At 71.6% G+C, this 25,845-nt stretch carries 23 protein-coding genes; 10 read left to right on the top strand and 13 right to left on the bottom strand.

The features are described from left to right. The first annotated feature begins 35 nt into the window (after nt 1-35). A complete protein-coding gene (locus tag PGN25_16075; GenBank protein MEH3119055.1) occupies nt 36-902 on the top strand; it encodes an NAD(P)-dependent oxidoreductase in 867 nt (288 codons plus the stop codon). Here the strand turns inward: PGN25_16075 and miaA are convergent. Next, nucleotides 880-1,833, bottom strand: a complete 954-nt coding sequence (gene miaA, locus PGN25_16070) for a tRNA (adenosine(37)-N6)-dimethylallyltransferase MiaA (protein MEH3119054.1) — start codon at nt 1,831-1,833, stop codon at nt 880-882. The genes PGN25_16075 and miaA overlap by 23 nt on opposite strands. A gap of 14 nt (nt 1,834-1,847) precedes the next feature. Between miaA and serB the strand changes: the two genes are divergently transcribed. Next, nucleotides 1,848-2,744, top strand: a complete 897-nt coding sequence (gene serB / locus PGN25_16065) for a phosphoserine phosphatase SerB (protein ID MEH3119053.1) — start codon at nt 1,848-1,850, stop codon at nt 2,742-2,744. Between the two features lie 167 nt (nt 2,745-2,911). Here serB and PGN25_16060 read toward each other — a convergent pair whose 3' ends face one another. The 5 genes from PGN25_16060 to PGN25_16040 all read right to left on the bottom strand — a co-directional run bounded on the left by PGN25_16060 (nt 2,912) and on the right by PGN25_16040 (nt 9,428). Further along, nucleotides 2,912-3,874, bottom strand: a complete 963-nt coding sequence (locus PGN25_16060) for an IS110 family transposase (GenBank protein ID MEH3119052.1) — start codon at nt 3,872-3,874, stop codon at nt 2,912-2,914. A 338-nt stretch (nt 3,875-4,212) separates the two neighbouring features. Then, the gene (locus tag PGN25_16055) at nt 4,213-5,043 is read right to left on the bottom strand and encodes a phosphatidylcholine/phosphatidylserine synthase (GenBank protein ID MEH3119051.1); all 831 of its coding nucleotides are present in this window, start codon (nt 5,041-5,043) and stop codon (nt 4,213-4,215) included. A 51-nt stretch (nt 5,044-5,094) separates the two neighbouring features. Further along, nucleotides 5,095-5,805: a phosphatidylserine decarboxylase gene (locus PGN25_16050; GenBank protein ID MEH3119050.1), complete on the bottom strand. Its 711-nt coding sequence runs from the start codon at nt 5,803-5,805 to the stop codon at nt 5,095-5,097. A gap of 87 nt (nt 5,806-5,892) precedes the next feature. After that, on the bottom strand, nt 5,893-7,800 hold the full coding sequence (locus tag PGN25_16045) for an ABC transporter ATP-binding protein/permease (protein ID MEH3119049.1): 1,908 nt from the start codon (nt 7,798-7,800) through the stop codon (nt 5,893-5,895). A gap of 104 nt (nt 7,801-7,904) precedes the next feature. Then, nucleotides 7,905-9,428 (bottom strand): LysM peptidoglycan-binding domain-containing protein, encoded by a 1,524-nt coding sequence (locus tag PGN25_16040; protein MEH3119048.1) that lies wholly within the window; start codon nt 9,426-9,428, stop codon nt 7,905-7,907. Between the two features lie 201 nt (nt 9,429-9,629). Here PGN25_16040 and PGN25_16035 point away from each other — a divergent pair, with 201 nt between their 5' ends. Together PGN25_16035 and PGN25_16030 are read left to right on the top strand one after the other, a co-directional pair. After that, nucleotides 9,630-10,232 carry a TIGR00730 family Rossman fold protein gene (locus PGN25_16035; GenBank protein ID MEH3119047.1) on the top strand — a complete coding sequence of 201 codons (603 nt, stop codon included), beginning with the start codon at nt 9,630-9,632 and terminating at the stop codon, nt 10,230-10,232. Next, entirely contained in the window at nt 10,232-11,020 is a 789-nt protein-coding gene (locus PGN25_16030) for a class I SAM-dependent methyltransferase (protein MEH3119046.1), read from the top strand. Before PGN25_16035 ends, PGN25_16030 begins: the two co-directional genes overlap by 1 nt. A 3-nt stretch (nt 11,021-11,023) precedes the next feature. On the opposite strand, the gene cysS is transcribed toward PGN25_16030, so the two are convergent. Next, nucleotides 11,024-12,412 (bottom strand): cysteine--tRNA ligase, encoded by a 1,389-nt coding sequence (cysS, locus tag PGN25_16025; GenBank protein MEH3119045.1) that lies wholly within the window; start codon nt 12,410-12,412, stop codon nt 11,024-11,026. Nucleotides 12,413-12,740: 328 nt separating this feature from the next. Here cysS and PGN25_16020 point away from each other — a divergent pair, with 328 nt between their 5' ends. Next, nucleotides 12,741-13,070, top strand: a complete 330-nt coding sequence (locus PGN25_16020; GenBank protein MEH3119044.1) for a hypothetical protein — start codon at nt 12,741-12,743, stop codon at nt 13,068-13,070. Nucleotides 13,071-13,254: 184 nt separating this feature from the next. On the opposite strand, the gene PGN25_16015 is transcribed toward PGN25_16020, so the two are convergent. Next, nucleotides 13,255-13,794 carry a CreA family protein gene (locus tag PGN25_16015; protein ID MEH3119043.1) on the bottom strand — a complete coding sequence of 180 codons (540 nt, stop codon included), beginning with the start codon at nt 13,792-13,794 and terminating at the stop codon, nt 13,255-13,257. A 154-nt stretch (nt 13,795-13,948) separates the two neighbouring features. Here PGN25_16015 and PGN25_16010 point away from each other — a divergent pair, with 154 nt between their 5' ends. From PGN25_16010 to PGN25_15990, 5 genes are all read left to right on the top strand, one after another. After that, nucleotides 13,949-14,950, top strand: a complete 1,002-nt coding sequence (locus tag PGN25_16010; GenBank protein MEH3119042.1) for a DUF2865 domain-containing protein — start codon at nt 13,949-13,951, stop codon at nt 14,948-14,950. 146 nt (nt 14,951-15,096) lie between these two features. Further along, entirely contained in the window at nt 15,097-17,148 is a 2,052-nt protein-coding gene (locus PGN25_16005) for an OmpA family protein (protein ID MEH3119041.1), read from the top strand. Between the two features lie 81 nt (nt 17,149-17,229). Further along, nucleotides 17,230-18,453 (top strand): MFS transporter, encoded by a 1,224-nt coding sequence (locus tag PGN25_16000; protein MEH3119040.1) that lies wholly within the window; start codon nt 17,230-17,232, stop codon nt 18,451-18,453. Beyond that, entirely contained in the window at nt 18,450-19,223 is a 774-nt protein-coding gene (locus PGN25_15995; protein MEH3119039.1) for a methyltransferase domain-containing protein, read from the top strand. The genes PGN25_16000 and PGN25_15995 overlap by 4 nt, the downstream gene beginning before the upstream one ends. 322 nt (nt 19,224-19,545) lie before the next feature. Continuing rightward, nucleotides 19,546-20,508 carry an IS110 family transposase gene (locus tag PGN25_15990; protein ID MEH3119038.1) on the top strand — a complete coding sequence of 321 codons (963 nt, stop codon included), beginning with the start codon at nt 19,546-19,548 and terminating at the stop codon, nt 20,506-20,508. 127 nt (nt 20,509-20,635) lie between these two features. On the opposite strand, the gene gltX is transcribed toward PGN25_15990, so the two are convergent. Genes gltX through PGN25_15965 form a run of 5 tightly spaced genes read right to left on the bottom strand, consistent with a single transcriptional unit; the run spans nt 20,636 to nt 25,797 of the window. Then, complete coding sequence (gene gltX, locus PGN25_15985; GenBank protein MEH3119037.1) at nt 20,636-21,985, bottom strand: glutamate--tRNA ligase; 1,350 nt, start codon at nt 21,983-21,985, stop codon at nt 20,636-20,638. 59 nt (nt 21,986-22,044) lie between these two features. Then, nucleotides 22,045-23,130 carry an HlyD family secretion protein gene (locus PGN25_15980; protein MEH3119036.1) on the bottom strand — a complete coding sequence of 362 codons (1,086 nt, stop codon included), beginning with the start codon at nt 23,128-23,130 and terminating at the stop codon, nt 22,045-22,047. Continuing rightward, on the bottom strand, nt 23,127-23,321 hold the full coding sequence (locus PGN25_15975; protein ID MEH3119035.1) for a DUF1656 domain-containing protein: 195 nt from the start codon (nt 23,319-23,321) through the stop codon (nt 23,127-23,129). Before PGN25_15975 ends, PGN25_15980 begins: the two co-directional genes overlap by 4 nt. Nucleotides 23,322-23,329: 8 nt before the next feature. Beyond that, on the bottom strand, nt 23,330-25,354 hold the full coding sequence (locus PGN25_15970) for an FUSC family protein (protein MEH3119034.1): 2,025 nt from the start codon (nt 25,352-25,354) through the stop codon (nt 23,330-23,332). Next, on the bottom strand, nt 25,351-25,797 hold the full coding sequence (locus PGN25_15965) for a DUF4345 domain-containing protein (GenBank protein MEH3119033.1): 447 nt from the start codon (nt 25,795-25,797) through the stop codon (nt 25,351-25,353). The genes PGN25_15970 and PGN25_15965 overlap by 4 nt, the downstream gene beginning before the upstream one ends. Nucleotides 25,798-25,845: the final 48 nt, after the last annotated feature.

Below are 25,845 nucleotides of genomic sequence, written 5' to 3'. Positions count from 1 at the left end.
ATCCGCTCCGAATCGAATGCGTTCGGAGACGATCCATGGCCAAAGTCGCGTTCCTGGGCCTCGGCGTGATGGGCTCGCCGATGGCGGGACATCTCGCGAAGAAGGGCCACGCCGTCACCGTCTTCAACCGCACCGGGGCCAAGTCCGAGGCCTGGGTCGCCGCGAATGGCGGCCGGGCCGCGGCGACGCCGCGTGAGACGGCGGCCGGATGCGAGATCGTGTTCGCCTGCGTCGGCAACGACGACGACCTGCGCTCCGTCGTGCTCGGCAAGGACGGCGCCTTCGCCGGCATGGAGAAGGGCGCGGTCTTCGTCGATCACACCACCGCCTCGGCCGAAGTCGCCCGGGAACTGTCCGCGGCGGCGGATGCGGCGGGCCTGCACTTCGTCGACGCCCCGGTCTCCGGCGGTCAGGCGGGCGCGGAGAACGGCGTGCTCACCGTGATGTGCGGCGGTGACGAGGCGACCTATGCGAGGGTCGAGCCGGCAATCATGGCCTACGCCAAGTCCTGCCGCCTGCTCGGGCCCTCGGGCTCCGGCCAGCTCACCAAGATGGTCAACCAGATCGCCATCGCCGGGCTGGTGCAGGGGCTGTCCGAGGCGATCCACTTCGCCAAGCGCGCCGGCCTCGACGTGGAGGCGGTGCTGGACGTGATCTCGAAGGGTGCGGCCGGCTCCTGGCAGATGGAGAACCGCGGCCGGACGATGAACGCCGACCAGTTCGATTTCGGCTTCGCGGTCGAGTGGATGCGCAAGGATCTCGGCATCCTGCTCGCCGAGTCGCGCCGCAACGGCGCCCGCCTGCCGGTGACGGCGCTGGTCGATCAGTTCTACGCCGAGGTCGAGGCCATGGGCGGCAAGCGCTGGGACACCTCCTCCCTCATCGCCCGGCTGGAGCGCTGAGGCGGCCTTCCGCCAGCGACCACGCGGCCTCCGGCGTGGTCCAGAGCCACGCCTCGCCCATCTGGTGGCGGAACCAGGTGAACTGCCGCTTGGCGTAGCGGCGGGTATCGCCCTGGCCCCGCCGGATCGCCTCCTCCCGGGAGATGGCACCGTCGAGATGGGCGATCAGCCCCGGTACGCCGTGGGCGCGCATCACCGGCAGCAGCGGATCGAGACGTCGTTCCCGGAGCGCGGCGACCTCGTCGAGGGCGCCGGTCTCCATCATCGCGACGAAGCGGGCGTCGATGCGACGGCGCAGGGTCTCGCGCTCGGGAGCGAGGAAGATCTTCAGGAGCGGCTTGCCGCCAAGCGGGCCGGGCAGGCGGGCCTCGTGATAGGAGCCGATCGAGCGGCCGGTCGCCTCGAAGATTTCGAGTGCCCGCATCACCCGCATCCGGTCCGAGGGCCGCAGCCGCTCGGCACTTTCCGGATCGCGCAGCGCCAGCACGGCGTGAAGCCCCTCGGTCGGCTGCCCCTCCGCTTGCGCCCGGATTCTCTGCCGGACGAGGTTAGGCACCTCGGGCAGGTCCGAAATGCCCTCGTCGAGGCCGCGGAAATAGAGGCCGGTGCCCCCGACGAAGACCGGCAGGCTTCCAGTCGGGAGGTTTGAGAGCAGCGCAGCGACGTGCCGCTGGAAGTGACCCACGGAAAAATTCACGGCGCCGTCGATGCTGCCGTAGAGCCGGTGCGGTGCGCGGGCTTCCTCCTCGCGGGTGGGCCGGGCCGAGAGCACGTGCAGATCGGCATAGACCTGCATCGAATCGGTGTTGATCACCGTGCCGCCGAAGGCCCGGGCGATCCGAAGGGCCAGCGCCGACTTGCCCGAGGCGGTGGGCCCTGCGATGAGGATTGCGGCCGGGCGCTCCGCTTCCAGCCCGTCCGGACCCCGCACGGCTTCACTCCTCCATGACACTCGTCGCCACGCTGATAGCAAACCCGGCCCGGCCCGCCATCACCGATGCGGTGCTCGCCGAGGCGAGACGGGTGACGCGGACGGAGCATCAGCCGCGGATCCTGCACGGCGAGGTGGCCGCCGAACTGCTAGTGCCGGGCGGGCCGGAGACGGCGCCGGCCCTCACCGAGGCCCTGCGCGCGGCGCTCGGAGCCGAGCCGATCGACGTGGCGGTGCTCGCCGACGACCAGCGCCGCCGCAAGCGGCTGTTCCTCGCCGACATGGACTCGACCATGATCGAGCAGGAATGCATCGACGAACTCGCCGCCGTCGTCGGCATCAAGGAGCCTGTCGCCGCGATCACCGAGCGGGCCATGCGCGGCGAGATCGCCTTCGAGCCGGCCCTGCGGGAGCGGGTCGGTCTGCTGAAGGGGCTTCCCGTCAACGTGATCGACGGCCTGATCCGCGACGTGATCCGCCTGACGCCGGGCGGGCGCACCCTCGTCGCGACGATGCGGGCGCACGGCGCCTACACCTGTCTCGTCTCGGGGGGCTTCACCCTGTTCACCGGCCCGATCGGTGCGCGGCTCGGCTTCGACGAAACCCGCGCCAACCGCCTCGACGTGGCGGATGGGGAACTGACGGGGCGGGTGATCGAGCCGATCGTCGGGGCGGAGGCCAAGCGGGCGAGCCTGCTCGAATTGCGCGACCGGCTCGGCCTGAATGCGGCCGAGACGCTGGCCGTCGGTGACGGCGCGAACGATCTGCCGATGCTCAACGAATCCGGCCTCGGCGTCGCCTTCCGCGCCAAGCCGAAGGTGGCGCAGGCCGCCCGCGCGCGCATCGAGCACGGCGATCTCACCGCGCTGCTCTACCTGCAAGGGTTTTCGGCGGCAGAGTTCGCGGCGTAAGGTTTTTCCCATCGGCCGGGACGGAAGAGCCGCGGGCCCAAGCGAGGGCGGCGTTCGACACGGCCGCGTCGCGGTCCTGGATTGCTTCGCCTGACGGCTCGCAATGACGGTGCGGGCCACCCTCTCCGTCATTGCGAGCGGAGCGAAGCAATCTACCGTGTCTCAGGTCAAGCGGTCTGGAAGGTCTTTCCGGCGCGGACCATGGCGTTGAGGGTGGTGACGAGCTTTCGCACGACGGCGATGAGGGCGAGTTTGTGGGGCTTGCCGGCTTGGCGCAGGCGCTCGTAGAGGCGGCGGAAGACGGGGTTGTGGCGGCTGGCGGTCAGGGCGGCCATGAACATCACGTCGCGCAAGGCTTTGCGTCCGCCGGTGATGCTGGCCGAGCGGATCGAGGAGCCGCTGTGGCAGGTGATGGGCGCCACGCCGACCAGAGCCGCGACCGTGCGCCGGTTCAGGCGGCCGAGTTCCGGCAGCCACGCCAGCAGGGCACGACAGGCCACGGGTCCGACGCCCTTGCACGTGCGCAACAGGGCGGCGGTGCGAGCCAGTTCGGCATCGGCGGCGATGGCTTCGTCCAAGGCCGCGCCGATCGCGGCGATCTGGCCGTCGAGCAGGGCGAGGCTGGCGGTGATCGAGGCGCGCACGATCGTGCTCTCGGTGCGTTCGGCCCGGCACTGCTCGGCCTGTCGCTGATCCTTGAGCTGGCCGAGCCGGGTCATCAGTTCGGCGAGCGCGCGCTGAGCCGGGCTCGGCAGCGGCGGGGCGACTTCGTCCACGGTAAAGGCCGCCAAGGCGGCCAGGACGGCGGCGTCGATCCGATCGGTCTTGGCCAGCCGCGCCTGGGCGCGGGCGAATGCCCGGGCGCGGCCGGGATGGATCCGGCGGATCGGCAGCCCCAGCGCCGTGGCGGCTTCGATCAGCGGCCACTCGTAGCCGCCGGTGGCTTCGCACACGAGGTTGGCGCAGGCGCGCCAGTGCGGCTTGGACAAGGCGGCCGTCAGGGCCGCGACCGTGTTGTCGATGCGGGCGGTGCGTCCGCGCGTGTCGGCCAGATCGACCCAATCCTTCGAGACATCGGCGCCGAGAAAGCAAGGGGAGGCTGGCGCGGTGTGGGCTGGCGAGGCTACCATGACGAGGCCTTTCGCGAGACAGGCAAGGTCCTCTGGCACGGGATTGTAAGCTCGGGCTGCGCCCGCTCTACCGTTCGTGCTCAAGACCGTGGAGGCGCCGCCGACGGATCAAGATTGCTTGCGACCTCGCAGTCGATCCAGAAGCGATCCCGCCGGCGGCCCTCCCTTTGTCGCTCCGGTTCCGTCGCCGGAAAAGACCGACAAACCCAACGTACAATCCAGGACCGCGACGCAGGCCGGATGAGGCAAGCGCGTCATCCATAACCCCATTCGTCAGCGATATCGGCCGAAGACTCGCACTGACGGCGCGGGTTGATCCGAGCGGATGCGACGACGCCCTACGCCTTCGGAGCGGCCGTGGTCTCCGCGCCCTCGCCCGCCGCGTCCTGCTTCACCCGCTTGCGGTACTGCACGGCGCCGAAGGGGATCGCCGCGAGATAGCCGACGCTCACCGCCGCCATCGCCTCGAACGGGAAGCTGATGACGAGGCCGAAGCCGACCACGACGACGAGGAAGATCGGCACCACGAGATCGCGCGGCACCCGCTTGCCCCAGGTCTTGCCCGAGAAGGTCGGCACGGTGGAGACGACGAGCAGCGCGATGGCCAGCACGTAGGCCAGGATCACCGGCGTGCCCCAGTGGTCGAAGGGCAGGCCGAGGAAGTGGAGATAGAGCGGCAGCATGCCGGTGATGGCGCCCGCCGGGGCCGGCATGCCGACGAAGTAGTCCTTCTTCCACTCCGGCCGGTTGGGGTCGTCGAGCATGGCGTTGAAGCGCGCGAGCCGCAGGCACATGGCGATGGCGAAGACCAGCGCCACGATCCAGCCGACGGATTTCAGGTTGTGCAGGGTGAAGCTGTAGAGGATCAGCGCCGGGGCGCAGCCGAAATTGACGAAGTCGGCCAGCGAATCGAGTTCGGCGCCGAAGCGCGAGGTTCCTTTCAGCAGGCGCGCCACCCGGCCGTCGATCCCGTCGAGGACGGCGGCGACGATCACCGCGATCACCGCCGGCTCGAACCGCCCCTCGAAGGCGAGCCGGATCGCGGTCAGCCCGAGGCAGAGCGCGAGCAGGGTGATCATGTTCGGCGCGATCATCCGGAACGGCACCGGCCGGAACCGGCGCGGCCGGTCGTTCGCGTCGGGCGCGAAGGGCGGGAAGAGATCGTCCATCTCGTCTTGCGGCTCGTCGCTTCTCGGCATGTCGCGCTTTTTGCAAAGAGGTCAGATGCGGCGGAAGGTCCGCTCGGGACCGCCGCCGAGATCGGCGAGCACGGTCTCGCCGGCCACCGCCTTCTGGCCGAGGCCGACCAGCACGCGGGTGCCCACCGGCAGGTAGACGTCGACCCGCGAGCCGAAGCGGATCAGGCCGAAGCGCTCGCCCACCTGCTTGGTCTCGCCGGCCGAGACGAAGCCGACGATGCGCCGCGCCACGAGCCCGGCGATCTGCACCACGCCGATGCGCAGCGGCTGGCCCCGATGCGTCGTCTCCATGACGAGGCCGTTGCGCTCGTTGTCCTCGCTCGCCTTGTCGAGTTCGGCGTTGAGGAACAGGCCCGGCGTGTAGTGGATCTGGCCGATCCTGCCGGAGACCGGCACGCGGTTCACGTGACAGTCGAACACGTTCATGAACACCGAGATCCGCAGCATCGGCTCGTGCGAGAGGTCGAGTTCCGGCGGCGGCGGCACGGTCGAGATCAGGTTCACGCGCCCGTCGGCGGGGGAAATCACCAGCCCCTCGCCCACCGGCACCACCCGCTCGGGATCGCGGAAGAAGTAGCAGACCCAGAGCGTGAGGATCAGGAAGATCCAGCCGAAGAACTGCGAGAAGTAGCCGAGCACCACGGTCAGCACGATGCCGATCAGGATGAAGGGGTAGCCCTCCTTGTGGATCGGCACGAGCGTCCGGCGGATCGTCTCGATGAGGTCGGTCATGGGCTCCCGTTGGACTCCGGCGGGGCGAATCTGTCCCGCCGGATGGCAGGGGGGCGCGGTTCCGTCAACCGGCGGTCGCGCGATGGTTCACATCGCCGGCTCGGGCTCCGGCCGTGCGGCCTCGTCCTCGGCGCGCTTGAGCGCCTCGCGGGCCGCATCCGCCTCGCGCTGACGGTTCCAGAGCGCGGCGTAGAGGCCGCCCTTCGCCAGCAGGCCGGCATGGTCGCCCCGCTCGGCGATGCGGCCCTGGTCGAGCACCAGGATCTCGTCGGCGTTGATCACCGTGGAGAGGCGGTGGGCGATGACGAGGGTGGTGCGGCCCTCCGACACGCGGTCGAGGGCGCTCTGGATCTCGCGCTCGGTGAAGGAATCGAGGGCCGAGGTCGCCTCGTCGAGGACGAGGATCGGCGGGCTCTTGAGGAGGGTGCGGGCGATCGCCACGCGCTGCTTCTCGCCGCCCGAGAGCTTCAGGCCGCGCTCGCCCACCGGCGTATCGTAGCCCTCCGGCAGGCTCTCGATGAAGCGGTCGATCCGCGCGAGCCGGGCGGCTTCGCGGACCTCGCTGTCCGTCGCGTCCCAGCGGCCGTAGCGGATGTTGTAGCCGATGGTGTCGTTGAACAGCACCGTGTCCTGCGGGACCATGCCGATGGCCGCGCGCAGGCTGTCCTGGCGCACGCCCGCGATGTCCTGCCCGTCGATGGTGATGCGGCCGCCCTGCGGCTCGTAGAACCGGAACAGCAGGCGCGAGAGCGTCGACTTGCCTGCCCCCGAGGAGCCGACGATGGCGACCGTGTGTCCGGCCGGCACCGCGAAGGAGACCCCGCGCAGGATCGGCCGCTCCGGGATGTAGGCGAAGCGCACGTCCTCGAAGCGCACCGTGCCGGCCCCGACCGCGAGCGGGGCCGCGTCCGCACGGTCGGCGATCTCGGGATTGCGGTGCAGGATCAGGAACATGTCGTCGATGTCGATCAGCGCCTGTTTGATCTCCCGGTAGATCATCCCCATGAAGTTGAGCGGGATCGAGAGCTGAACCAGCATCGTGTTGACGAGCACGAAGCCGCCGATGGTGGTGCGGCCGGCCACGATGTCGCGCGCGGCGAGGAGCATCACGGCGGTCATGCCGAGGGTGAAGATCACCGCCTGTCCGGCGTTGAGCACCGCGAGCGAGACGTAGGTCTGCGTCGAGGCGGTCTCGTAGCGCTCCATCGAGGCATCGTAGCGGGCGGTCTCGCGCGTTTCCGCGCCGAAGTACTTCACCGTCTCGTAGTTCAGGAGCGAGTCGACCGCCTTGGTGTTGGCCTCGGTATCGGAGGTGTTCATCCGGCGGCGGATGCCGATGCGCCACTCGGTCGCCTTCCAGGTGAAGCCGAGATAGGCCGCGATCATCGCCGCCACGACGGCCGAGTAGAGCCAGTCGAACGCGTAAGCCAGGATGCCGAGCACCAGGGCGAGTTCGACGACGGTCGGCACCAGCGTCAGCACCATCAGGCGCGACAACTCCTCGATTCCGGAGCGGCCCCGTTCCAGCACCCGGGTCAGGCCGCCGGTCTTGCGCTCCAGATGGAAGCGGAGCGACAGGCGGTGCATGTGCTCGAAGGTCTGGAGCGCGAGCTTGCGCACGGCGTGCATCGCCACCTTGGCGAACAGCCCGTCGCGCACCTGCGTCAGCCCGGCCATGGCGATGCGCGACAGGCCGTAGAGGGCGATCAGGAGGAAGGGCGCCGAGACGAGTCCCGCCGGCACGGCGGAGGCGGCGTCTTTCGCGCCGACCGCCGCGACCAGGGCGTCGGTGGCCCATTTGAAGGTGAAGGGCATCACCATCGTCGCGCCCTTGGCGACGAAGAGCAGGCCGAAGGCGAGGAAGACCCGGCGCTGCAGGTCGGCGCGGCCGTGGGGCCAGAGATAGGGCCAGAGGCGGCGATAGGTCGTCAGGAGGCCGGGGCGTTCGAGGGGCGCGGACGCGCCCTCCCCCGCCGGCACGGGTGCATTTGCCATCGTGGGTTCGGAAAGGATCTATCGGCGCGAGGCGGCCGTCGCGAGGCGCATATAGGCGTCCGCGCCGCGTCGCGCACCCCACGAGACGGACAGGCCCCCGCGCCTCAGGTGCGCCGGTCCGCGCCGCGCTTGGCCGAAGGGGAGGCGCCCGTGGGCTCGTCCTTGGGAAGGACGAACATCTGGCCGGGATAGATCAGGTCGGGATCGCGGATCTGGTTCTGATTGGCGTCGTAGATCACGGTGTAGCGGTTGCCGCGGCCGTAGGTGCGCCGGCTGATCTGCCACAGGCTGTCGCCGCGGGTGATCCGCGCCGTGGAAATCTCCGGGACGAAGACCGTACCGACGGATTCTCCGGTCGGACCGGCCACGGGGGGGTCACCCTCGGGGAGGCTCGGCGCCGGGGCTTCGGCCGCCTGCCCGTCCGCGCCCGCGGAACCCTTCGCCTGAGGCGGGGCGACGGCGAAGCCCGGCGCCGGTCGCACCTTTGCGGGTTCGGCTTCGGCGGCGGGATGCGCCGGCTTCGGCCGGGTGATCGGAGCGGACAAAGGTGCCGCTTCGGTCGCCGCCCTCGTCTCGTCGGGCACTGCCTTTCCGGTCGGACCGGCCTCGGCGAAGCGCGTCGGCGGATCGCCGTCGGGATAGGCGAAGGCGACCTCGGCGCGGTTCCTCACCTTGCCCTTCGGATCGACGGAATCGACGCGGATGCGGTAGGCGCCCGGCTTCACCCCGCGGCCGATGGTGAAGGCCGTCCGCCCGTCCGCTCCGGACGGGCCGGACGCGACCAGCGTGTCGTTGAGATAGAGGCGCAGGCTGCTGCCCGGTGCGGTCTGGCTGGTCACGTCGAGGCGTCCGCCCGCCTGCGCATCGACGCTGACGATGCGCACGGCGTCCCGGCCGGCCGCCGCGGGCACCGCCGTCCCGGGGCTTTCGGCGACGGCTGCCGCCGTGTCTTTGCCCGCGATGTCTTTGCCGGTCATGTCCTGCGCGCCCGGCTGCGAGAGAACCCGCGTCGGCGCGTCCGGCGCGCTGAGCGCGATCAGCGGCTTCGCATCGCGCTTCTCGGCCACGACCACCGACACGCTCTCGCGGCCCGGCAGCGGCTTGCCGTCGGCCCCGGTGGCGCGCAGGGCGATCTCGCTCGTGCCCGCGGGCAGGTCCGGCAGCGTCAGGGCGAACTGGCCGGCCGCGTCGGCCTGGGCCGTGGCGAAGGGTTTTCCGTCGCGCAGCAGGTCGATCCGGGCGTTCGGGGCCGCGCGGCCGGCGATGACGCTGGCCCCGTCCGGCTCGACGCGCACGATGTCGAAGGTCGGTGCGGCGTTGTCTCGTCCCGCCTCCGGCGCCGCCGGCTCCCCCGCCTTCGTACCGGCTCGAGGCGGGCCGCTTTCCCCTTGCGATAGGGCCCCGAGGGCGGCATGAGGGGAGTCCGTCGGGGGCGTTCCGCCCGCGCGGTCCCCGGTTTCCGTCCCGGCCGAAGGCGTGTTCGGCGCGGCCGGTGTCTCGGCAGAAGGGTGGCCCGCCGCGTTGCGCTTGAGAAGCTCCCCGGTCCCGAACAGAGCCACGACCATGGCGAAGCCGCCGAGCAGCCCCGCAGCCGCGAGGACGAGGCTTCGCCGCACCTCAGCCGTCATGGCTGCCCACTCCCCTGTCTTCCGGTCCGCCGCGGTGCTCCGTGCGGAGGCGACCGTCGACAACCCGTCTCAATCCCGTGACATGTTAACGAACATGAGAAGAACACCAAAGCCCGAACCCGCGGAGACCGCCGTTTCTCCTGCAAACTCAGCATTCTGGCACGTGGGCGGCCCCGATCTTCGCAATCCGGGAGGCGTGTGATGGGGGCTCTCACCTCGGTCTGCGTCTATTGCGGCTCGGGCTTCGGCGGCGATCCGGCCTTCGCCGACGCGGCGCGCCGTCTCGGCACCTCGCTGGCGCGCGCGGGCGTCAGGCTCGTCTACGGCGGCGGCAACGTCGGCCTGATGGGCACGGTGGCGGGCGCGACGCTCGAAGCGGGCGGCTACGTCACCGGCATCATTCCCGACTTCCTGAAGTCGCGCGAGCGCATGCTCGACGACGTGCAGGAGACCATCGTCGTTTCCGACATGCACACCCGCAAGAAGTTGATGTTCGACCGCGCCGACGCCTTCGTCGCGCTGCCCGGCGGCATCGGCACGCTGGAGGAGCTGGTCGAGCAGCTCACCTGGGCGCAGCTCGGCCAGCACCGCAAGCCGATCCTGCTGCTCTCGGTGAACGGCTTCTGGGACCCGCTGATCACCCTGATCGACCACATGCGCGGCCACGGCTTCATCCGCGAGGGTCTCGACCTGAGCTACCTCGTCGGACACGATCCCGATCGGGTCGTGGAGCGCCTGAGCGCGGCCCTGGCCGAGGCCCCGCCGGCGCCGCTCGCGGACGCGCTGATCGAGAAGCGGTTCTGATGACGGCCTCGACCGAGCCCGGCTCCACCATTGCCGGGGAACACCGGGGCGAGCATTATTCGAAGGTGCTGGCCCGGCTCTCCCGCAACGCCGCCGTCCGGCGCTACCTCGAGATCGGCGTCGCCTTCGGCGACATCTTCGCCGGCATCGCCTGCCGCCACGGCATCGCCGTCGATCCCGAATTCCGGCTCAAGACCAACGTCGCGGCCAACAAGGTCAAGGTCTCGCTGTTCCAGGTGATGAGCGACGTGTTCTTCGAGCACCTGAACCTGCGCCGCGACATCGGCGGGCGGCTCGACCTCGCCTTCCTCGACGGCATGCACCTGTTCGAGTTCCTGCTGCGGGATTTCTTCAACACGGAAGCGATCTGCCGCAGGGACTCGATCGTCGTCCTGCACGACTGTCTGCCGGTGGCCGAGCCGATGGCCGACCGCGACCCGATGCGGGCGAACGAGCGCGGCCGCGGCACCCCTTTCGAGAACTGGTGGACCGGCGACGTGTGGAAGGTGGTGCCGATCCTGAAGCGCTACCGGCCGGATCTCGACGTGATGCTGGTGGATGCAGCCCCCACCGGCCTCGTCGTCGTCACCGGGCTCGATCCGTCCTCCCGCACGCTCAAGCGGAACTACGACGCGATCGTGGAGGAATTCTCAGGACTGCCGAATACGGCGGCCGAGATCGCGAAGCTCTACGCCGCGCAGCCGATCGTGCCGACGGAGGAGGCTTTGCGCCGCTTGGGCCGGCGCTCCTACGCCCATGGCACCTGGTTCGATCGGCTGCGAGGCTGACGCTCAGCCCGCCACCGTCCAGGTGGTGGTGCCGTCCTTGTCGTCCTTCACGCTGACGCCCATGGCGGTGAGCGCGTCGCGCACCCGGTCGGAGGCCGCCCAGTCCCTGGCGGCGCGGGCCGCCTTGCGCTCGGCGATCAGCGCCTCGACCCGGGCCACGTCGATCCCCGCCGCCCCGACCCGCTCCGCCTCTCGCTGCGCCTTGGTGTGCGGCAGGAAGCCCATCAGCCCGGCGCCGGCCTTCAGCGCCGCGGGGCTCGCGCCGGCGAGGCGATGCAGCTCGCCGATGGCCGCGGGCGTGTTCAGGTCGTCGCACAGCGCCTCGATCACGCCCTCGGGAACGTCCGTGTCGGGCGCCGCCTCGCCGGCCGCCTCGTACCAGCGTTCCAGCATCCGGCTCGATTCCTCCAGGCCGCGCAGGGTCCAGTCGATCGGCTGGCGGTAGTGCGTCTTGAGCATGTTGAGGCGCACCACCTCCCCCGGCCAGTCGTCCAGCACCCGGCGGATGGTGACGAAGTTGCCGAGCGACTTCGACATCTTCTCCCCCTCGACCTGCAGGAAGCCGTTGTGGAGCCAGACATTGGCCATCATGTCGGTGCCGAAGCAGCAGCGCGACTGCGCCACCTCGTTCTCGTGGTGGGGGAAGATCAGGTCGATGCCGCCGGCATGGATGTCGAAGGTTTTCCCGAGATGCTTCCACGACATGGCGGAGCACTCGATATGCCAGCCGGGGCGCCCCGCCGCGTCGATCCCGCAGGGTGAGGGCCAGGCCGGCTCGCCGGCCTTGGAGGGCTTCCACAGCACGAAGTCGAGGGGCGAGCGCTTGTAGGGCGCCACCTCGACGCGGGCGCCCGCCTCCATCTCGTCGAGCGGACGCTTCGAGAGCGCACCGTAATCGGGCATGGAGGGCACGTCGAACAGCACGTGCCCCTCCGCGACGTAGGCGTGGCCGGCCGCGACCAGCCCCTCGATCAGCCGGTGCATCTCGGCGATGTGGTCGGTCGCCCGCGGCTCGACGAAGCGCGCCGGTTCGCCCGCCCGGTTCACGGCGTCGGCCATCAGCACGCCGAGGTCGCGGATGTCCCGATGGAACTGCGCCAGCGTGCCGTCGGTGAGGTCGCGGATGGTGATGCCGCGCTCGGCCGCGCGGGCGTTGATCTTGTCGTCCACGTCCGTGACGTTGCGGGCATAGGTGACGTGCGCTTCGCCGTAGCGATGGCGCAGGAGCCGGAACAGCAGGTCGAAGACGATGATCGGCCGGGCGTTGCCGATATGCGCCGCGTCGTAGACCGTCGGCCCGCAGGCATACATCCGCACGTTGGCCGGATCGATCGGGACGAAGGCCGCCTTCTCGCGGGTCAGCGTGTTGTAGAGCCGCAACATCGGGATCATCGACTGCGTTCCTGCCGGGCTGGCCCGGCCTCCTCTGCGGCGCGGGCCGCCCTCGTCGTTTGTCGTTGCGCCACAGCGCCTTCCGCCGGTCGCACCGCGACGGCGAACGGCGCCGCCGCCACAGTGTCGCCCGAGCCGCCGGCCGCCGCTGTTGCCCCGCCGCGACGGTGCCCCCGCCGAGGCTGGGCTACCTCAAAACGGTGATGAATTCGAGAAGGGCGGCGTACCGGCCGCGGCTCGACCGCCCCTGATCGGACCGGCAAGGATTTGTTTACCGCGCCGTCCGAACACTCCGCACTCGAACGAACCCGTTCACAAGGTCTTCACCATGCGCCGACCGGCCGTCGCTCTCCTCGCCCTCGTTCTCGCCACCACCGCGCTCCCGGCGCGCGCCGGGAGCGAGTCCGCCGCCGTCAAGCACGTCGAAAAAACCTTCCTGATCCCGGCCGAGGACGGCTACGGCGTCGGCGAGTGCCTCAGCGGCGGCCCGAGCGAGTGCGGGCAGGTCGTCGCCAACGCGTGGTGCGAATCGCAAGGGTTCGCCAGCGCCAGCAACTACGGCGTGGCCGCCCAGGACGAGTACACCGGCGCCATCGACGGCGTCGCCGCCCCGGCGGGGAGCGCGCCGCGCCCGTTGCGCATCACCTGCCAGGATTGATTTTTTACCATCACCCATCTGATGAACGGTCGTTCGATCGCGGCTCGTCCCAACGCGCGTCATTGCGAAGCTCGAGCCGAAACAGACTAGGGCGCCGCTCCTTTCGCAAAGGTCGCGGCCCCGGCTCGCTTCGCAAGCTCCCGCGTGACGGAGCTGGCGCAAGTCGGAAGCCCTGTGGGGGCTCCTACTTCACGAAATCCGCGCATTTCGGCGGCGGCTCGGTGCCCCAGGGGGCGAGCGGCACGGCGGAGGTGGAGTTCTTGGGCGAGCCCTGCACCACCTTGTCGGAATAGACCATGTAGATCAGCGCGTTGCGCTTGGCGTCGCAGCCGCGCACGATCTGCATCGACTTGAAGATCAGCGAGCGGCGCTCGCTGAACACCACCTCGCCCTGCTTGACCTTGTCCTTGAACTGGACCGGGCCGACCTGCCGACAGGCGAGCGAGATGTCGGAGACGTCCTCGGCCAGCCCGAAGGTGCCCTTGATGCCGCCCTTCTCCGGCTGGGTGTACCAGCAGGCGATGCCGGCCACCGCCGGGTCGTCGATGCCGTAGACCACGAGCTTGTCGTTCGGGGTCAGCGGGCGCCACACCGTCGACTTGTCGAAGATCCGATCCGGCTCCTGCGCCCTGGCCGGACCGCCCGCCGCGAGGGCCAGTCCGGCGGCGAGGCCCGCCGCCGCGAGCCGGCCCGTGATCCCATTGGTGCCCCTGAGCCACATCATCGACGCAATCCCCGCAAAGCTAGGCCGCGCAGACATGGTATCCCTGTCCCCGAAGGACGAGGGGCATTATCACGGATGCATGACCGCTGCCGCGTCCGACACCCGTCAGCCTCTCCGCCCGCGCCCCCTGCCCGAAATCCCCAGCATCCGCACCATGCCGATGATCGGACCGCAGCTTCGCCGCGCCCTGACGCTTCCGCTCGCCGCCCTCGCCCTGGCCGGCGCGTCGCCGGCCGCCGCCGCGCCGGATGTCTGGGCCTGCCAGCGCTACCGGACGGAACTCGCCAACCTCAACGCCAGCGCTTCGACCGCCTCCGCCCTGCAGAGCGAGGTCGCGCGCCTGGAATCCTACTACCGCAGCCTCAATTGCGAGGGCGGCAAGTTCCTGTTCTTCGACACCCGCCCGCCGCAATGCGGCGCGGTCGAGGCCCGCATCCGCTCGCTCAACGCCACCTATGGCGGCGGTGACGGCGAGGTCGTGGCCGCCCGCCGCCGCCAGCTCGTCGCCGCGGTGTCGGGCGCCTGCGCCGGCCTCGTCCCCGGCGAGGGCGCGGACGGGCAGACGGCGGTCGGCGGCCAGACCGCCCGCGGCGGCCCGCAGGTCATCTGCGTGAAGACCTGCGACGGCTCCTACTTCCCGATGGGCAACCTGCCCGACGGGCGCGGCGGGGCGGACGAGATGTGCCAGGCGCTCTGCCCCGGCACCGAGGCGGCCGCCTACTCGATGCCGCACGGCGACGAGGCCCTGAAATACGCCGCCACCATCAAGGGCAGCCGCGCCTACACGGCGCTTCCGGCCGCCTTCAGGTTCCGCAAGAGCTTCACCCCGAACTGCTCCTGCAAGAGGGAGGGGCAGGACTGGGCGCAGTCGCTCGCCAAGGCCGAGAGCATGCTGGTGCGGCACAAGGGCGACATCTTCGTCACGCCGATGACCGCCGAGAGGCTCTCGCGGGCGCCGAAGGTGCGCCTGACGCTCGTCGGCCGGGCCGACCGCACCGCGGCGAGCCTGGCCGCCGACGCGGCCAGCCGCGAGGGCACGCCCGCCGCGGCACCCGCCGCCGCCGACCAGACCGGTTCGACCGGCGAGAGTCGCAGCGCGATCCGCATCATCGTCCCCGGCCTCGTCCCGCCGCCGGCCCTGACGCCGACGCCCTGAACGGGACGGCCCGGCCCGCTTCCGCGGCGATCGGACGACCCGCCTCTTCCATCGCCTGCCTGTAAAGCGCGACGCCCCGTGATCGGGAACCAAATCGGCGCGACCGTGTTCGGAACCGCCGATTGTGTTTCACGAGGCATGACTCCATGCGGATCACCCGCTCGCTGCTTCTGGCCGGCACGATGCTGCCGGCCCTCGTCCTCTCCGACCTCGCGCCGGCGCGCTCCCTGAGCGAGGGCGCAGGCGGGCGGATCGAAGTCGCGCAGCGGGAGGATGCCGGCGAGGGACCGCGCGGGGGCGGGCGCGGTCCGGGCGGACCGGGACCGGCCGAGCGCGGCGGCCCGCCGGCCCGCGAGCGTCCCGAGCCGGCCGAGCGTCCGGTCCGCCCCGAGCGCCCTGCGCCGCAGGAGCGGCCGGATCGCCCGGAGAGGCCTGACCGTTCGTCGGCGCCCGAGCGCGCGGCGCCTCAGCCCCCGAGACCGGAGCGGCCCGAGCCCCGCCAGGCCCCGGCCGCCCGCGAACGGCCGGAGCCGGCCGAGCGTCCGACGCCGCCGGCGGCCCGTGAGCGTGCGCCGGAGCGCGAGGCCCCCGCGCGTCGTGAAGCCCCCGAGCGCGAGGCGCCCGCCCGGCGGGACGCGCCGGATCGCCCCGCCCGCGACAGCCAGGACCGTCCGGGCCGCCCCGCCGGCCGCGACACCGAACGTCCCGATGCGGCGCCGAACCCGCGCCGTGCGCCGGACGCGCCGACGCCGCCCATTCCGGACCGCCCCGAGCGTCCGACCCCGCCGGCCGCGCCGAATGCGGCGCAGCCCAACCCGCCCAGCCCGCCGCCGAATCAGCGTCCCGGCGTCCCCGGCCGTCCGGTCGCGCCCCATCCGGAGCGGCCCGGCCGTCCCGATCAGCCGGCGGCGGCCCCCGCGGCGCAGCCCGACGCAACCCGCGAAGCTCCGGCCGGGCGCACGCAGCCGGGCGCGCCCGGCCGCCCGGTGGCGCCGAACCAGCAGCCCGGCGTTCCGGGGCGTCCGGTGCAGCCGCCCGGAACCGAGCCCGGTGTGGCGCCGCCGGGCCAGCCCGGCGCCGTGCCCCCCGGTCAGCCCGCGCCGGGTCAACCCGCCACGCCTCCCGCCACGCCGCCCGGCGCGGTTCAGCCGGGGCAGCCGGGATCTCAGCCCGGCGGCCGTCCGGATCAGCGCGAACGCTCCGACCGGCGCGACCGCTTCAACGTCCCCGGCACGCCCGCCTACATCCCCGGCGGATTCCGCGACGACGACGATCGTGTGCGCGACTACGACACCGTCCGCCGCGACCGCCGCGAATACGACGTCGACGGCCGTACCTATTACCGTGAGCCCGGCCGCATCATCGTGCGCGACCGCGACGGCACCTTCATCCGCCACGACGAGAACGAGCGCTTCCGCACGATCTACGGCGATCGCGGCTACCGCAGCGAGCGGCGCGGGCGCGAGGTCTACAGCTACGTCGACAGCCCGGCGGGCGGCCAGATCGTGACCGTGGTGGACGACGACGGCCGGCTGCTGCGCCGGTTCCGCCGCACCCGCGACGGGCGCGAGGTGGTGCTGATCAACAACGTCTACGACGGCCCGCCGCGGCCGATCTACGAGGACGTGGTCGACCTGCCCCCGCCCGACATCCGCATCCCGCGCGACCGCTACGTCGTCGATTACGAGCAGGCCGACGAGCGCACCGTCTACCAGGCGCTCTCCGCCCCGCCGGTGCAGCCGCTGGAGCGGCGCTACACCCTGGATCAGGTGCGCTACAGCCCGCAGCTCCGCGCCCGGATGCCCTCGGTGGACATCAACACGATCAACTTCGACACCGGCTCGTTCACGGTCACGCCCGATCAGGCCAAGCGCCTCGCGACCATCGCGGCGGCGATCAATCGGGCGGTCAGGGCCAACCCGCAGGAGGTCTTCCTGATCGAGGGCTACACCGACGCGGTCGGCGCGGAGATCGACAACCTGTCGCTCTCCGACCGCCGGGCCCAGTCGGTCGCCACGGTGCTGACGCAGGACTTCCAGGTGCCGCCGGAGAACCTGACCACCCAGGGCTACGGCGAGCAGTACCTGAAGGTGAACACGCAAGAGGCCAACCGCGAGAACCGCCGCGTCACGGTGCGCCGCATCACGCCGCTGCTCCAGCAGCAGGCGGAAGGACAGCCGCAGCCGGCCCCGCGCTGATCGAGGCTCTTGACCCCTCTCCCCCGGCGCGGGAGAGGGGGCACGCGCCGGCGGGAGCCCGGGCGAGGGTGTGGGGCCGCGATGACGGAAGACAGCGACCGGTACATCGAAGCCGGGACGCCGACCTTCCGCCGGGCGACGCTCGCCCTGTTCGCGGCGGGCTTCTCCACCTTCGCGGTGCTCTACGGCGTCCAGCCGCTGATGCCGATCTTCGCCGACACCTTCGCGGTCTCGCCCGCCGAGAGCAGTCTCGCGCTCTCGCTGCCCTGCGCCACGCTGGCGGTCTCGCTGCTGCTCGTCAGCCCGCTCTCCGAGGTCTTCGGGCGCAAGCCGGTGATGGCGGCCTCGCTGTTCGTCTCGGCACTGCTCACCATCGGCGCCGTGCTGATGCCGAGCTGGCACGGCTTCCTCGCTCTGCGGGCGCTGACGGGGATCGCCGCGAGCGGCCTGCCCGCGGTGGCGATGGCTTATTTGAGCGAGGAGATGCACGGGCGCGCCATCGGCCTGTCGATGGGGCTCCTGATCGGCGGCAACGCGCTCGGCGGCATGGTCGGGCGGCTGCTCGCGGGCGTGATCGCCGATCACGTCTCCTGGCGCTGGGGCCTCGGCACGATCGGCGTGCTGGCGCTGTTCGCCGCCCTGGCCTTCCAGTTCGCGCTGCCGGCCTCGCGCCACTTCCTGGCCCACCGGATGCGCTGGCGCGAGGTGCCGGGCACCTTCACCCACCATTTCCGCGATGCCGGCCTGCCCTGGCTGTTCCTCGAACCGTTCCTGCTGATGGGCGGGTTCGTCTGCGTCTACAACTACATCGGCTTTCGCCTGCTCGATCCGCCCTACTCCCTGAGCCAGACGGCGATCGGCCTGATCTTCGTCGTCTATCTCGCCGGCACCGCGAGTTCCGCCATCACCGGCCACGTCGCCGGGGTGCTCGGGCGGCGCAAGGTGCTGTGGCTGGCGATCCTGCTCGGCCTTGCCGGCATCGCGCTCACGATGGCGCAGAGCCTCGTCCTCATCGTCGCCGGCATCGTCGTCGTCACGGTGAGCTTCTTCGGCGCCCATTCGGTGGCGTCGAGCTGGATCGGTCGCCGCGCGTCGAGCGACCGGGCCCAGGCCTCGGCGATCTATCTCTGCATGTACTATCTCGGCTCTTCGATGCTCGGCACGGCGGGGGGCTGGTTCTTCCTGCATTACGGCTGGATCGGCGTCGCCGGCTTCTTCGGCAGCCTCTATGCTGCCGCCCTGCTCATCGCCCTGCGGCTCACGCGCCTCGCGCCGCTGCCGCCCGGCACGGGACCGACCGCATGAACGAACCGCAGAGCCACGACGCCCATGTCGCCGGGCAGTTCGGCGGCCGCGCCGCCGATTACGTCGCGAGCGCCGTCCACGCCGCGGGCGAGGATCTCCAGGCCCTGGCCCGGCTCGGCGCCCTGCCCCACGCGGCGGTGCTCGATCTCGGCTGCGGCGGCGGCCACGTCGCCTATGCGGTCGCGCCGCAGGTCCGCTCCGTCACCGCCCTCGACCTGTCGCAGCCCATGCTCGACGCCGTGGCGGACGAGGCGCGGCGGCGGGGCCTGACCAACCTCGCCACGCGGCGGGCCGGCGTCGCGGCGCTGCCCTTCGCCGATGCCAGCTTCGAGCGGGTGCTCTCGCGCTACAGCGCCCACCACTGGGGCGACGTGCCGGCCGCCCTGCGGGAGGCGCGCCGGGTCCTGAGCCCCGACGGGCGCCTCGGCCTCGTCGATGTCGTCCATCCCGGTCCGCCGCTCCTCGACACCCATCTCCAGGCCTGGGAACTGCTGCGCGATCCCTCGCACGTGCGCGACTACGGCGAGGCGGAGTGGCGCGCGATGCTGGCCGAGGCCGGCTTCGTGCCGGGCGCCGTCCAGCGCTGGCGGGTGCGCATGGAGTTTTCGAGCTGGATCGCCCGGATGGGCACGCCCGAGACGAACGTCGCCGCGATCCGCGCCCTGCAAGGGGGCGCGCCCGAGCCGGTGCGGTCCCATTTCGCCCTGGAGGACGACGGCAGCTTCACCCTCGACGTGATGATGATCGAGGCCGAGCCGGACGGCGTGTGAGGGCGCCTTTCCGGTACCGTTGCGGTGCTGGCGGCTTCGCGGTCCTGCTGGCGAACGGAGCTGCGGCGATGTGAGAGGATCGTTCGGCTCTCGTCGCGTTCTGGATTGTACGTTGGGTTTGTCGGTCTTTTCCGGCGACGGAACCGGAGCGACAACGGGAGGGCCGCCGGCGGGATCGCTTCTGGATCGACTGCGAGGTCGCAAGCAATCTTGATCCGTCGGCGGCGCCTCCACGGTCTTGAGCACGAACGGTAGAGCGGGCGCAGCCCGAGCTTACAATCCCGTGCCAGAGGACCTTGCCTGTCTCGCGAAAGGCCTCGTCATGGTAGCCTCGCCAGCCCACACCGCGCCAGCCTCCCCTTGCTTTCTCGGCGCCGATGTCTCGAAGGATTGGGTCGATCTGGCCGACACGCGCGGACGCACCGCCCGCATCGACAACACGGTCGCGGCCCTGACGGCCGCCTTGTCCAAGCCGCACTGGCGCGCCTGCGCCAACCTCGTGTGCGAAGCCACCGGCGGCTACGAGTGGCCGCTGATCGAAGCCGCCACGGCGCTGGGGCTGCCGATCCGCCGGATCCATCCCGGCCGCGCCCGGGCATTCGCCCGCGCCCAGGCGCGGCTGGCCAAGACCGATCGGATCGACGCCGCCGTCCTGGCCGCCTTGGCGGCCTTTACCGTGGACGAAGTCGCCCCGCCGCTGCCGAGCCCGGCTCAGCGCGCGCTCGCCGAACTGATGACCCGGCTCGGCCAGCTCAAGGATCAGCGACAGGCCGAGCAGTGCCGGGCCGAACGCACCGAGAGCACGATCGTGCGCGCCTCGATCACCGCCAGCCTCGCCCTGCTCGACGGCCAGATCGCCGCGATCGGCGCGGCCTTGGACGAAGCCATCGCCGCCGATGCCGAACTGGCTCGCACCCCCGCCCTGTTGCGCACGTGCAAGGGCGTCGGACCCGTGGCCTGTCGTGCCCTGCTGGCGTGGCTGCCGGAACTCGGCCGCCTGAACCGGCGCACGGTCGCGGCTCTGGTCGGCGTGGCGCCCATCACCTGCCACAGCGGCTCCTCGATCCGCTCGGCCAGCATCACCGGCGGACGCAAAGCCTTGCGCGACGTGATGTTCATGGCCGCCCTGACCGCCAGCCGCCACAACCCCGTCTTCCGCCGCCTCTACGAGCGCCTGCGCCAAGCCGGCAAGCCCCACAAACTCGCCCTCATCGCCGTCGTGCGAAAGCTCGTCACCACCCTCAACGCCATGGTCCGCGCCGGAAAGACCTTCCAGACCGCTTGACCTGAGACACGGTAGATTGCTTCGCTCCGCTCGCAATGACGGAGAGGGTGGCCCGCACCGTCATTGCGAGCCGTCAGGCGAAGCAATCCAGGACCGCGACGCAAGCCGGAGACGGTTCGTCGCGGCGTCAGGCCGCCTCCCCGGCGAGCCGCCGCGCGGCCCGCTCCCGGCCGATCAGCGGCAGCAGCGCCGAAAGGTCCGGGCCGTGGTCGAGGCCGGTCAGCGCGCGGCGCAGCGGCATGAACAGGGCGCGGCCCTTGGCGCCGGTCCGCCCCTTCACCGCGTCGGTCCAGGCCTTCCACGTGCCGGGGCCGAAGGGCGCCTCCGGCAGCAGGCGGGCGGCGGCGGCGATGAGATCCGGCTCGGAGATGGCCGGCGTCACCGGCCCCGTCACCACCCGCCACCAGTCGCCGGCCTCCGCGACGCGGCCGAGATTGGCCCGCACCGCCGTCCAGAAGGGTTCCGCGACCGCCTCCGGGATGCCGAGCGCGGCGAGGCGGGCGCTCGCCTCCGGGAACGGCATCGCGTGGACGAGGCGGGCGTTCATCCCGTCGAGCTCGGCCGGGTCGAACTTGGCCGGCGCCCGCGACAGGTGGGCGAGATCGGCGAGGCCCGCCAATTCATCGAGCGCGGCGACCGGGCGCACGGCTTCCGCCGAGCCGGTCAGTACCGCGAGCGAGCGCACGGCGGCCGGCTCGTAGCCGGCCTCGCGCAGCGCGCGCAGCGACAGGTGGCCGAGGCGCTTCGACAGCCCCTCCCCGTCCGCCGTCGTCAGCAGGTTGTGGTGGCCGAAGGCGGGGACCGCCGCGCCGAGGGCCTCGAACAGTTGCACCTGCACGCCGGTATTGGTCACGTGGTCCTCGCCGCGGATCACGTGGGTGACGCCGACCTCCGCGTCGTCCACCACCGAGGGCAGCGTGTAGAGGTAGCTGCCGTCGGCGCGGATCAGCACCGGGTCCGACAGCGAGGCGCAATCGACGTGGCTCTCGCCCCGCACGAGGTCGTTCCAGGCGACCACGCGGTGATCGAGCCTGAACCGCCAGTGCGGGCGCCGGCCCTCGGCTTCCAGCGCGGCGCGCTCGGCTTCCGTCAGGGCGAGGGCCGCGCGGTCGTAGATCGGCGGCAGGCCGCGGCCGAGCTGGCGCTTGCGCCGCCGCTCCAGCTCCTCCGGCGTCTCGTAGCAGGGATAGAGCCGTCCTTCCGCCTTCAGCCGCTCCGCCGCCGCGTCGTAGAGGGCGGTGCGCTGGCTCTGGCGGAAGAACAGGTCCGGCCGGATGCCGAGCCAGCCGAGATCCTCCGTTACGGCGGCGGCGAATTCCTCCGTCGAGCGCTCCCGGTCGGTGTCGTCGAGGCGCAGCAGGAAGCGCCCCTGCCCGCGGCGGGCGAACAGGGCGTTCAGCAGCGCCGGGCGGGCGTTGCCGATATGCAGGAAGCCGGTCGGCGAGGGGGCGAAGCGGACGAGGGGAGAGGCGGCCATGCCGCCGCTCTACCCAATTTTTTCGGGTGCCGCACCGCCCCCGTGAGGCAAGGCCGGCTTCAACGGTTCTCCGCCTCGGCGGGCACCGGGCGATCGGGCAGCCCGAGAACTTTCTCGCGCAACGTCGTCACCCACTGGGGCTGACCCGCCCTGCCGTCGCCGATCACCACGGTCGCGGTCATGCCCGCCACCAGCGTCACCCCCGGGGGAACGCGGTCGATGCGGATGCGCACGGGCACGCGCTGGGCCAGCCGCACCCAGGTATAGACCGGATCGACGTTCGGCAGGCCCTGCGTGCTCGGCGCGGCGTTGGCGGTGGAGATGCCCAGCGTCAGGCTCTCGACCGTGCCGCGCAGCGAGGCGCCGTAACCCATCAGCGACATCTCGGCGGGCGCGCCGACCTGGATATGGGCCATCTTGGTCTCTTCGAAGTAGCCGTCGATCCAGAACGAATCCGTGTCGATCACCCGCACGTTGGCGGTGCCGGTCTGGGCGTAGTCGCCGACGCGGAGCAGCAGGTTGGTGACCCGGCCGTTGACCGTGGAGCGGACCTGCGTGCGTTCGAGGTTCTTCCTGGCCTGCGAGAGCTGCGACCTGGCGGTCTCCAGCGCGGCCTCGGCGATCTTGGCGGTGCCGGCATATTGCTGCTTCTCCTCGACCGAGGTCGAGATGGTGGAGAGCGCCGCACGGCGGGCGGCCTGGGCCTGCTTCACCGAGAGGTCGGCCTCGCGGTTCTTGATCTCGGCCTCGGCCGAGACGACCGCCTCCTGATAGTCGAACGGATCGATGACGTAGAGGACATCGCCCACCTCGACCCGCTGGTTATCGACCACCTTCAGCGCGACGACGGTGCCCGCGACCTGGGGGGCGATGTTGGCGACCTGCACGCGCACCCGACCGTCGCGGGTCCAGGGCGCGGTGACGTAGAACTGCCAGACCACGTATGCGGCGGCGGCGGCGAAGGCGAGGATCACCGCGGTCGCGGCGAGCCGCAGCAGGCGCCCGAAGCGCCGGCGCCGGCCGGCCCACGGTGTCGCCGCCGAGCGGGCGGCCTGCGCGGAGCGCGGCTCGTCGGAGGGGGCCGCGTCCGAGGCCGTCCGGTCGTCCGAGCCGGCCTTCGTCGGTGCGTCGTCGTCGCGTCTCACAGCAGCACCACGACGAGGGCGAGGATGCAGACGTAGATCCCGGCCTCGGCCAGCGGCGGGTTGGCGACGAAGCGTCCGAACCGGATCCAGCGGAACACGACCCGCAGGGCCACGAGGATCGCGAAGGCGATCAGCGCGTAGGCGACGAAGGGCGAGACCAGAATCCCGCCGATGGTGAGGTCGTGATGCATCCGTCTTTCTAGGAACTCGGGAGGGACAGGCGCCGGAAGAACCGCCCGTGACGCCTGATAACATGCGAGGCGGTCGCGAGGTCGGTGGCGGCGCGTGCCAGCATCATGCGCCCGTCGCGGCCCTGCGCCTTCGCCCGCCCGATCAGATCCCGCGCCGCCCGGTCGAGTTCGGCCGAGCGGGCGCTCGCCAGTGCCTCGCGCGCCCGTCCGATCAGCGGGACGAGCTCGCCGACCCCGCGGAGATGGCGAAGCTGCGCGTGGGCCCGGGCGGCGGCGGCCTCCAACTGCGCCAGGGCGAAGGCATGGTGCAGGCTCGCCCGGCGCACGGCGCCGCTGCCGGAGTTCCAGGCGGAGAACTGGAACAGCCGGTCGGCATCGAGGCTGGTGCGGGTGGTGGCATCGCCCCCCTCCCCGGCCAGCGCCTCGGCGAGGTCGCGGCGTGCCTCCTCCAGGGCGAAGGCGCGGTGCCGCGAGGCCGAGATCGGCAGGACGAGCCGCACCGTGAGGAACAGGATCACCGCGGCGGCCACGACCAGCAGCGCGTTCAGGAGAAAGGTCTGCGGATCGTAGGATTGCGGGTTGTCCGGCGCCATCAGGGCGGGGAAGAACACGATGGTGATGAAGCCGACGGTGAAGGTCGGCGGGTTGAGCGACAGGAAGCAGCCGAAGAAGATCACCGGCGCCATGGCGATGGCGAGCAGGGGAAAGCCCTGGGCGCCGTTGAGCATCCCGAACAGGACGATGCCGGCGCAGGCAGCCGCCAGCGGCATCCCGATCAGCACCCCTTGCGCGAACTTGCGCGGATCGGGCGTGACCGAGGACAGGGCGCAGGTGGCCGCGACCTGCACCAGGGCGAAGGAGGCCTGCGGCAGCCCTGCGAGGACGAAGAAGCCGGCGGTGAGCCCGAAGGCGATCACCACGCGCAGCGCCCCCCGCAGGGCCACCTGGAAATCGCGATGCGTCGGCAGGGCGATGTCGCGCAGCGGCCTGTGACCGTCGCCGAGAGCCCGCAGGCCGTCCTCGGCGAAGGTCGCGGCATCGGCGACGTCGAGGGCGCGCTGGAGGGCCACGATCTCGTCGAGGGATCGCCCGGCCTCGCACAGGCCCGCGTCCACGAGGTCGCGCAGCCGGTCTCCGTCCTGGGCGAGCGCCTCCGCCGATCCCTCCCCCTCCGAGACCGAACGCAGGGCGAGGGCGTGCGCCTCGCGCACCAGCGGATCGGGCTCGGCGATGCGGCCCATGGCGGCGGCCAGCGCCCGGCTCGCCGCCAGCAGGACGTAGAGTGCCGCGATGGCGCTGCGGGCGCCCGCGGCCCGGTGGACGCCGTCGTCGAGTTCGCCCCCGATGGCGTTCGCGTCCGCCCGCAGCGGGGCGATGCGCCCGATCAGGGCGGCGGTGCGCTCCGGGCCGGGATCGCCCCGGGTCAGGCTCGCGCGGGCGAACGCCTTGGCCGCGGCCTGGGCGTCGGCGAGGCGCGGCAGCAGCCCCTTCCACGTGCTGGGGGAAGCCAGCGCATCGTTGATGAAGGTGATCGCGACGATGCCGACGGCGATCGCGGCGATGCGCCCGACCGCGGCGTCGAAGGTCGTCTGCGGCGCGTCGATATGGGCGATGGCGATGATCGCCACGGTGTAGCCGGAGAGCATCGCCCCGTAGGCGCGGGCGTCCTGCAGGAACTGGGCGACGAAGACGCACAGGCCGAGCCAGCCGGCGAAGCTCAGGAGCAGCAGCACCCGATCCTGCCCGAACAGCCCCATCAGGACGATGGCGACCGCGCCGCCGATCACGGTGCCGAGAAAGCGGTAGACCGCCTTCGACAGGGCCTGGCCGCGCTTCGGCTGGGCGAGGATCGCCACGCAGACCGCGGCCGAGGAGGCGCTGTCGAGCTGGAGCCAGAACGCGGCGTAGAGCGCCAGCACCATGGCGAGCCAGATCCGCAGGCCGAAGGCCCAGGCGGCGGGTTCGGGCACCCACCGATCGAGGGCATCGAGCAGGCGCCCGCCGAGACCCGCGCCGTCCGCCGCCCCGCTCACCGCCCGGCCCGGATGTCGAGTGCCGCATCCCGGGCCCGGTTCTGCGCCCGATCCCTGGCGAGGCCCGCGACCCGCGTCTGCCAGAGGCAGAGCAGCGGCGCGAGGCCGAGTTCGACCGCGAGCGCGGCGAGCATGATGAGCGAGGGCACGCCGGTGAGGTAGAGTCCGAGCAGCCGCGCGAGGCCGCCGAGCACCACGACGAGGGTCAGGAACCGGAACAGCGTCGTCTTTCCCTCGATGCCGGGCACGCAGGTGAGGAACAGGATGCCGACGCCCGTCAGCAGGCCCGACAGGTAGCGGACGTGGCTGTCCGCCGAGACGTTGACGGACGTGCCGCCGCCGATGCCGTCGATGCCGAACAGCACGCCGTAGAGCCCCGCCACGACGGGGATCACCGCGGCGGCGGCCACCGTCCGCTGCAGGATGCGGCGTTCACGCTCCATCTCGATCAGGCTCCGGGCTCGAACGGGTCCGCGGGCCAACACGCCCGC

Origin of the sequence: Methylorubrum populi, assembly GCA_036946625.1 — a bacterium.
Taxonomy (GTDB): domain Bacteria; phylum Pseudomonadota; class Alphaproteobacteria; order Rhizobiales; family Beijerinckiaceae; genus Methylobacterium; species Methylobacterium populi_C.
This window is presented reverse-complemented; position numbering and strand designations above follow the sequence as displayed.

Bases quoted from the DNA above. Each gene is read 5' to 3' on its own strand.
- PGN25_16040 (MEH3119048.1), bottom strand. From the start codon at position 9,428: ATGACGGCTGAGGTGCGGCGAAGCCTCGTCCTCGCGGCTGCGGGGCTG.
- PGN25_16000 (MEH3119040.1), top strand. From the start codon at position 17,230: ATGACGGAAGACAGCGACCGGTACATCGAAGCCGGGACGCCGACCTTC.
- PGN25_16050 (MEH3119050.1), bottom strand. From the start codon at position 5,805: ATGACCGACCTCATCGAGACGATCCGCCGGACGCTCGTGCCGATCCAC.
- serB (MEH3119053.1), top strand. From the start codon at position 1,848: ATGACACTCGTCGCCACGCTGATAGCAAACCCGGCCCGGCCCGCCATC.
- PGN25_16010 (MEH3119042.1), top strand. From the start codon at position 13,949: ATGCCGATGATCGGACCGCAGCTTCGCCGCGCCCTGACGCTTCCGCTC.
- gltX (MEH3119037.1), bottom strand. From the start codon at position 21,985: ATGGCCGCCTCTCCCCTCGTCCGCTTCGCCCCCTCGCCGACCGGCTTC.
- PGN25_16030 (MEH3119046.1), top strand. From the start codon at position 10,232: ATGACGGCCTCGACCGAGCCCGGCTCCACCATTGCCGGGGAACACCGG.
- PGN25_16020 (MEH3119044.1), top strand. From the start codon at position 12,741: ATGCGCCGACCGGCCGTCGCTCTCCTCGCCCTCGTTCTCGCCACCACC.
- PGN25_16060 (MEH3119052.1), bottom strand. From the start codon at position 3,874: ATGGTAGCCTCGCCAGCCCACACCGCGCCAGCCTCCCCTTGCTTTCTC.
- PGN25_16055 (MEH3119051.1), bottom strand. From the start codon at position 5,043: ATGGACGATCTCTTCCCGCCCTTCGCGCCCGACGCGAACGACCGGCCG.
- PGN25_16005 (MEH3119041.1), top strand. From the start codon at position 15,097: ATGCGGATCACCCGCTCGCTGCTTCTGGCCGGCACGATGCTGCCGGCC.
- PGN25_16075 (MEH3119055.1), top strand. From the start codon at position 36: ATGGCCAAAGTCGCGTTCCTGGGCCTCGGCGTGATGGGCTCGCCGATG.
- PGN25_15995 (MEH3119039.1), top strand. From the start codon at position 18,450: ATGAACGAACCGCAGAGCCACGACGCCCATGTCGCCGGGCAGTTCGGC.
- PGN25_15975 (MEH3119035.1), bottom strand. From the start codon at position 23,321: ATGCATCACGACCTCACCATCGGCGGGATTCTGGTCTCGCCCTTCGTC.
- PGN25_15990 (MEH3119038.1), top strand. From the start codon at position 19,546: ATGGTAGCCTCGCCAGCCCACACCGCGCCAGCCTCCCCTTGCTTTCTC.
- PGN25_16015 (MEH3119043.1), bottom strand. From the start codon at position 13,794: ATGATGTGGCTCAGGGGCACCAATGGGATCACGGGCCGGCTCGCGGCG.
- PGN25_15965 (MEH3119033.1), bottom strand. From the start codon at position 25,797: ATGGAGCGTGAACGCCGCATCCTGCAGCGGACGGTGGCCGCCGCCGCG.
- PGN25_16035 (MEH3119047.1), top strand. From the start codon at position 9,630: ATGGGGGCTCTCACCTCGGTCTGCGTCTATTGCGGCTCGGGCTTCGGC.
- PGN25_16045 (MEH3119049.1), bottom strand. From the start codon at position 7,800: ATGGCAAATGCACCCGTGCCGGCGGGGGAGGGCGCGTCCGCGCCCCTC.
- cysS (MEH3119045.1), bottom strand. From the start codon at position 12,412: ATGATCCCGATGTTGCGGCTCTACAACACGCTGACCCGCGAGAAGGCG.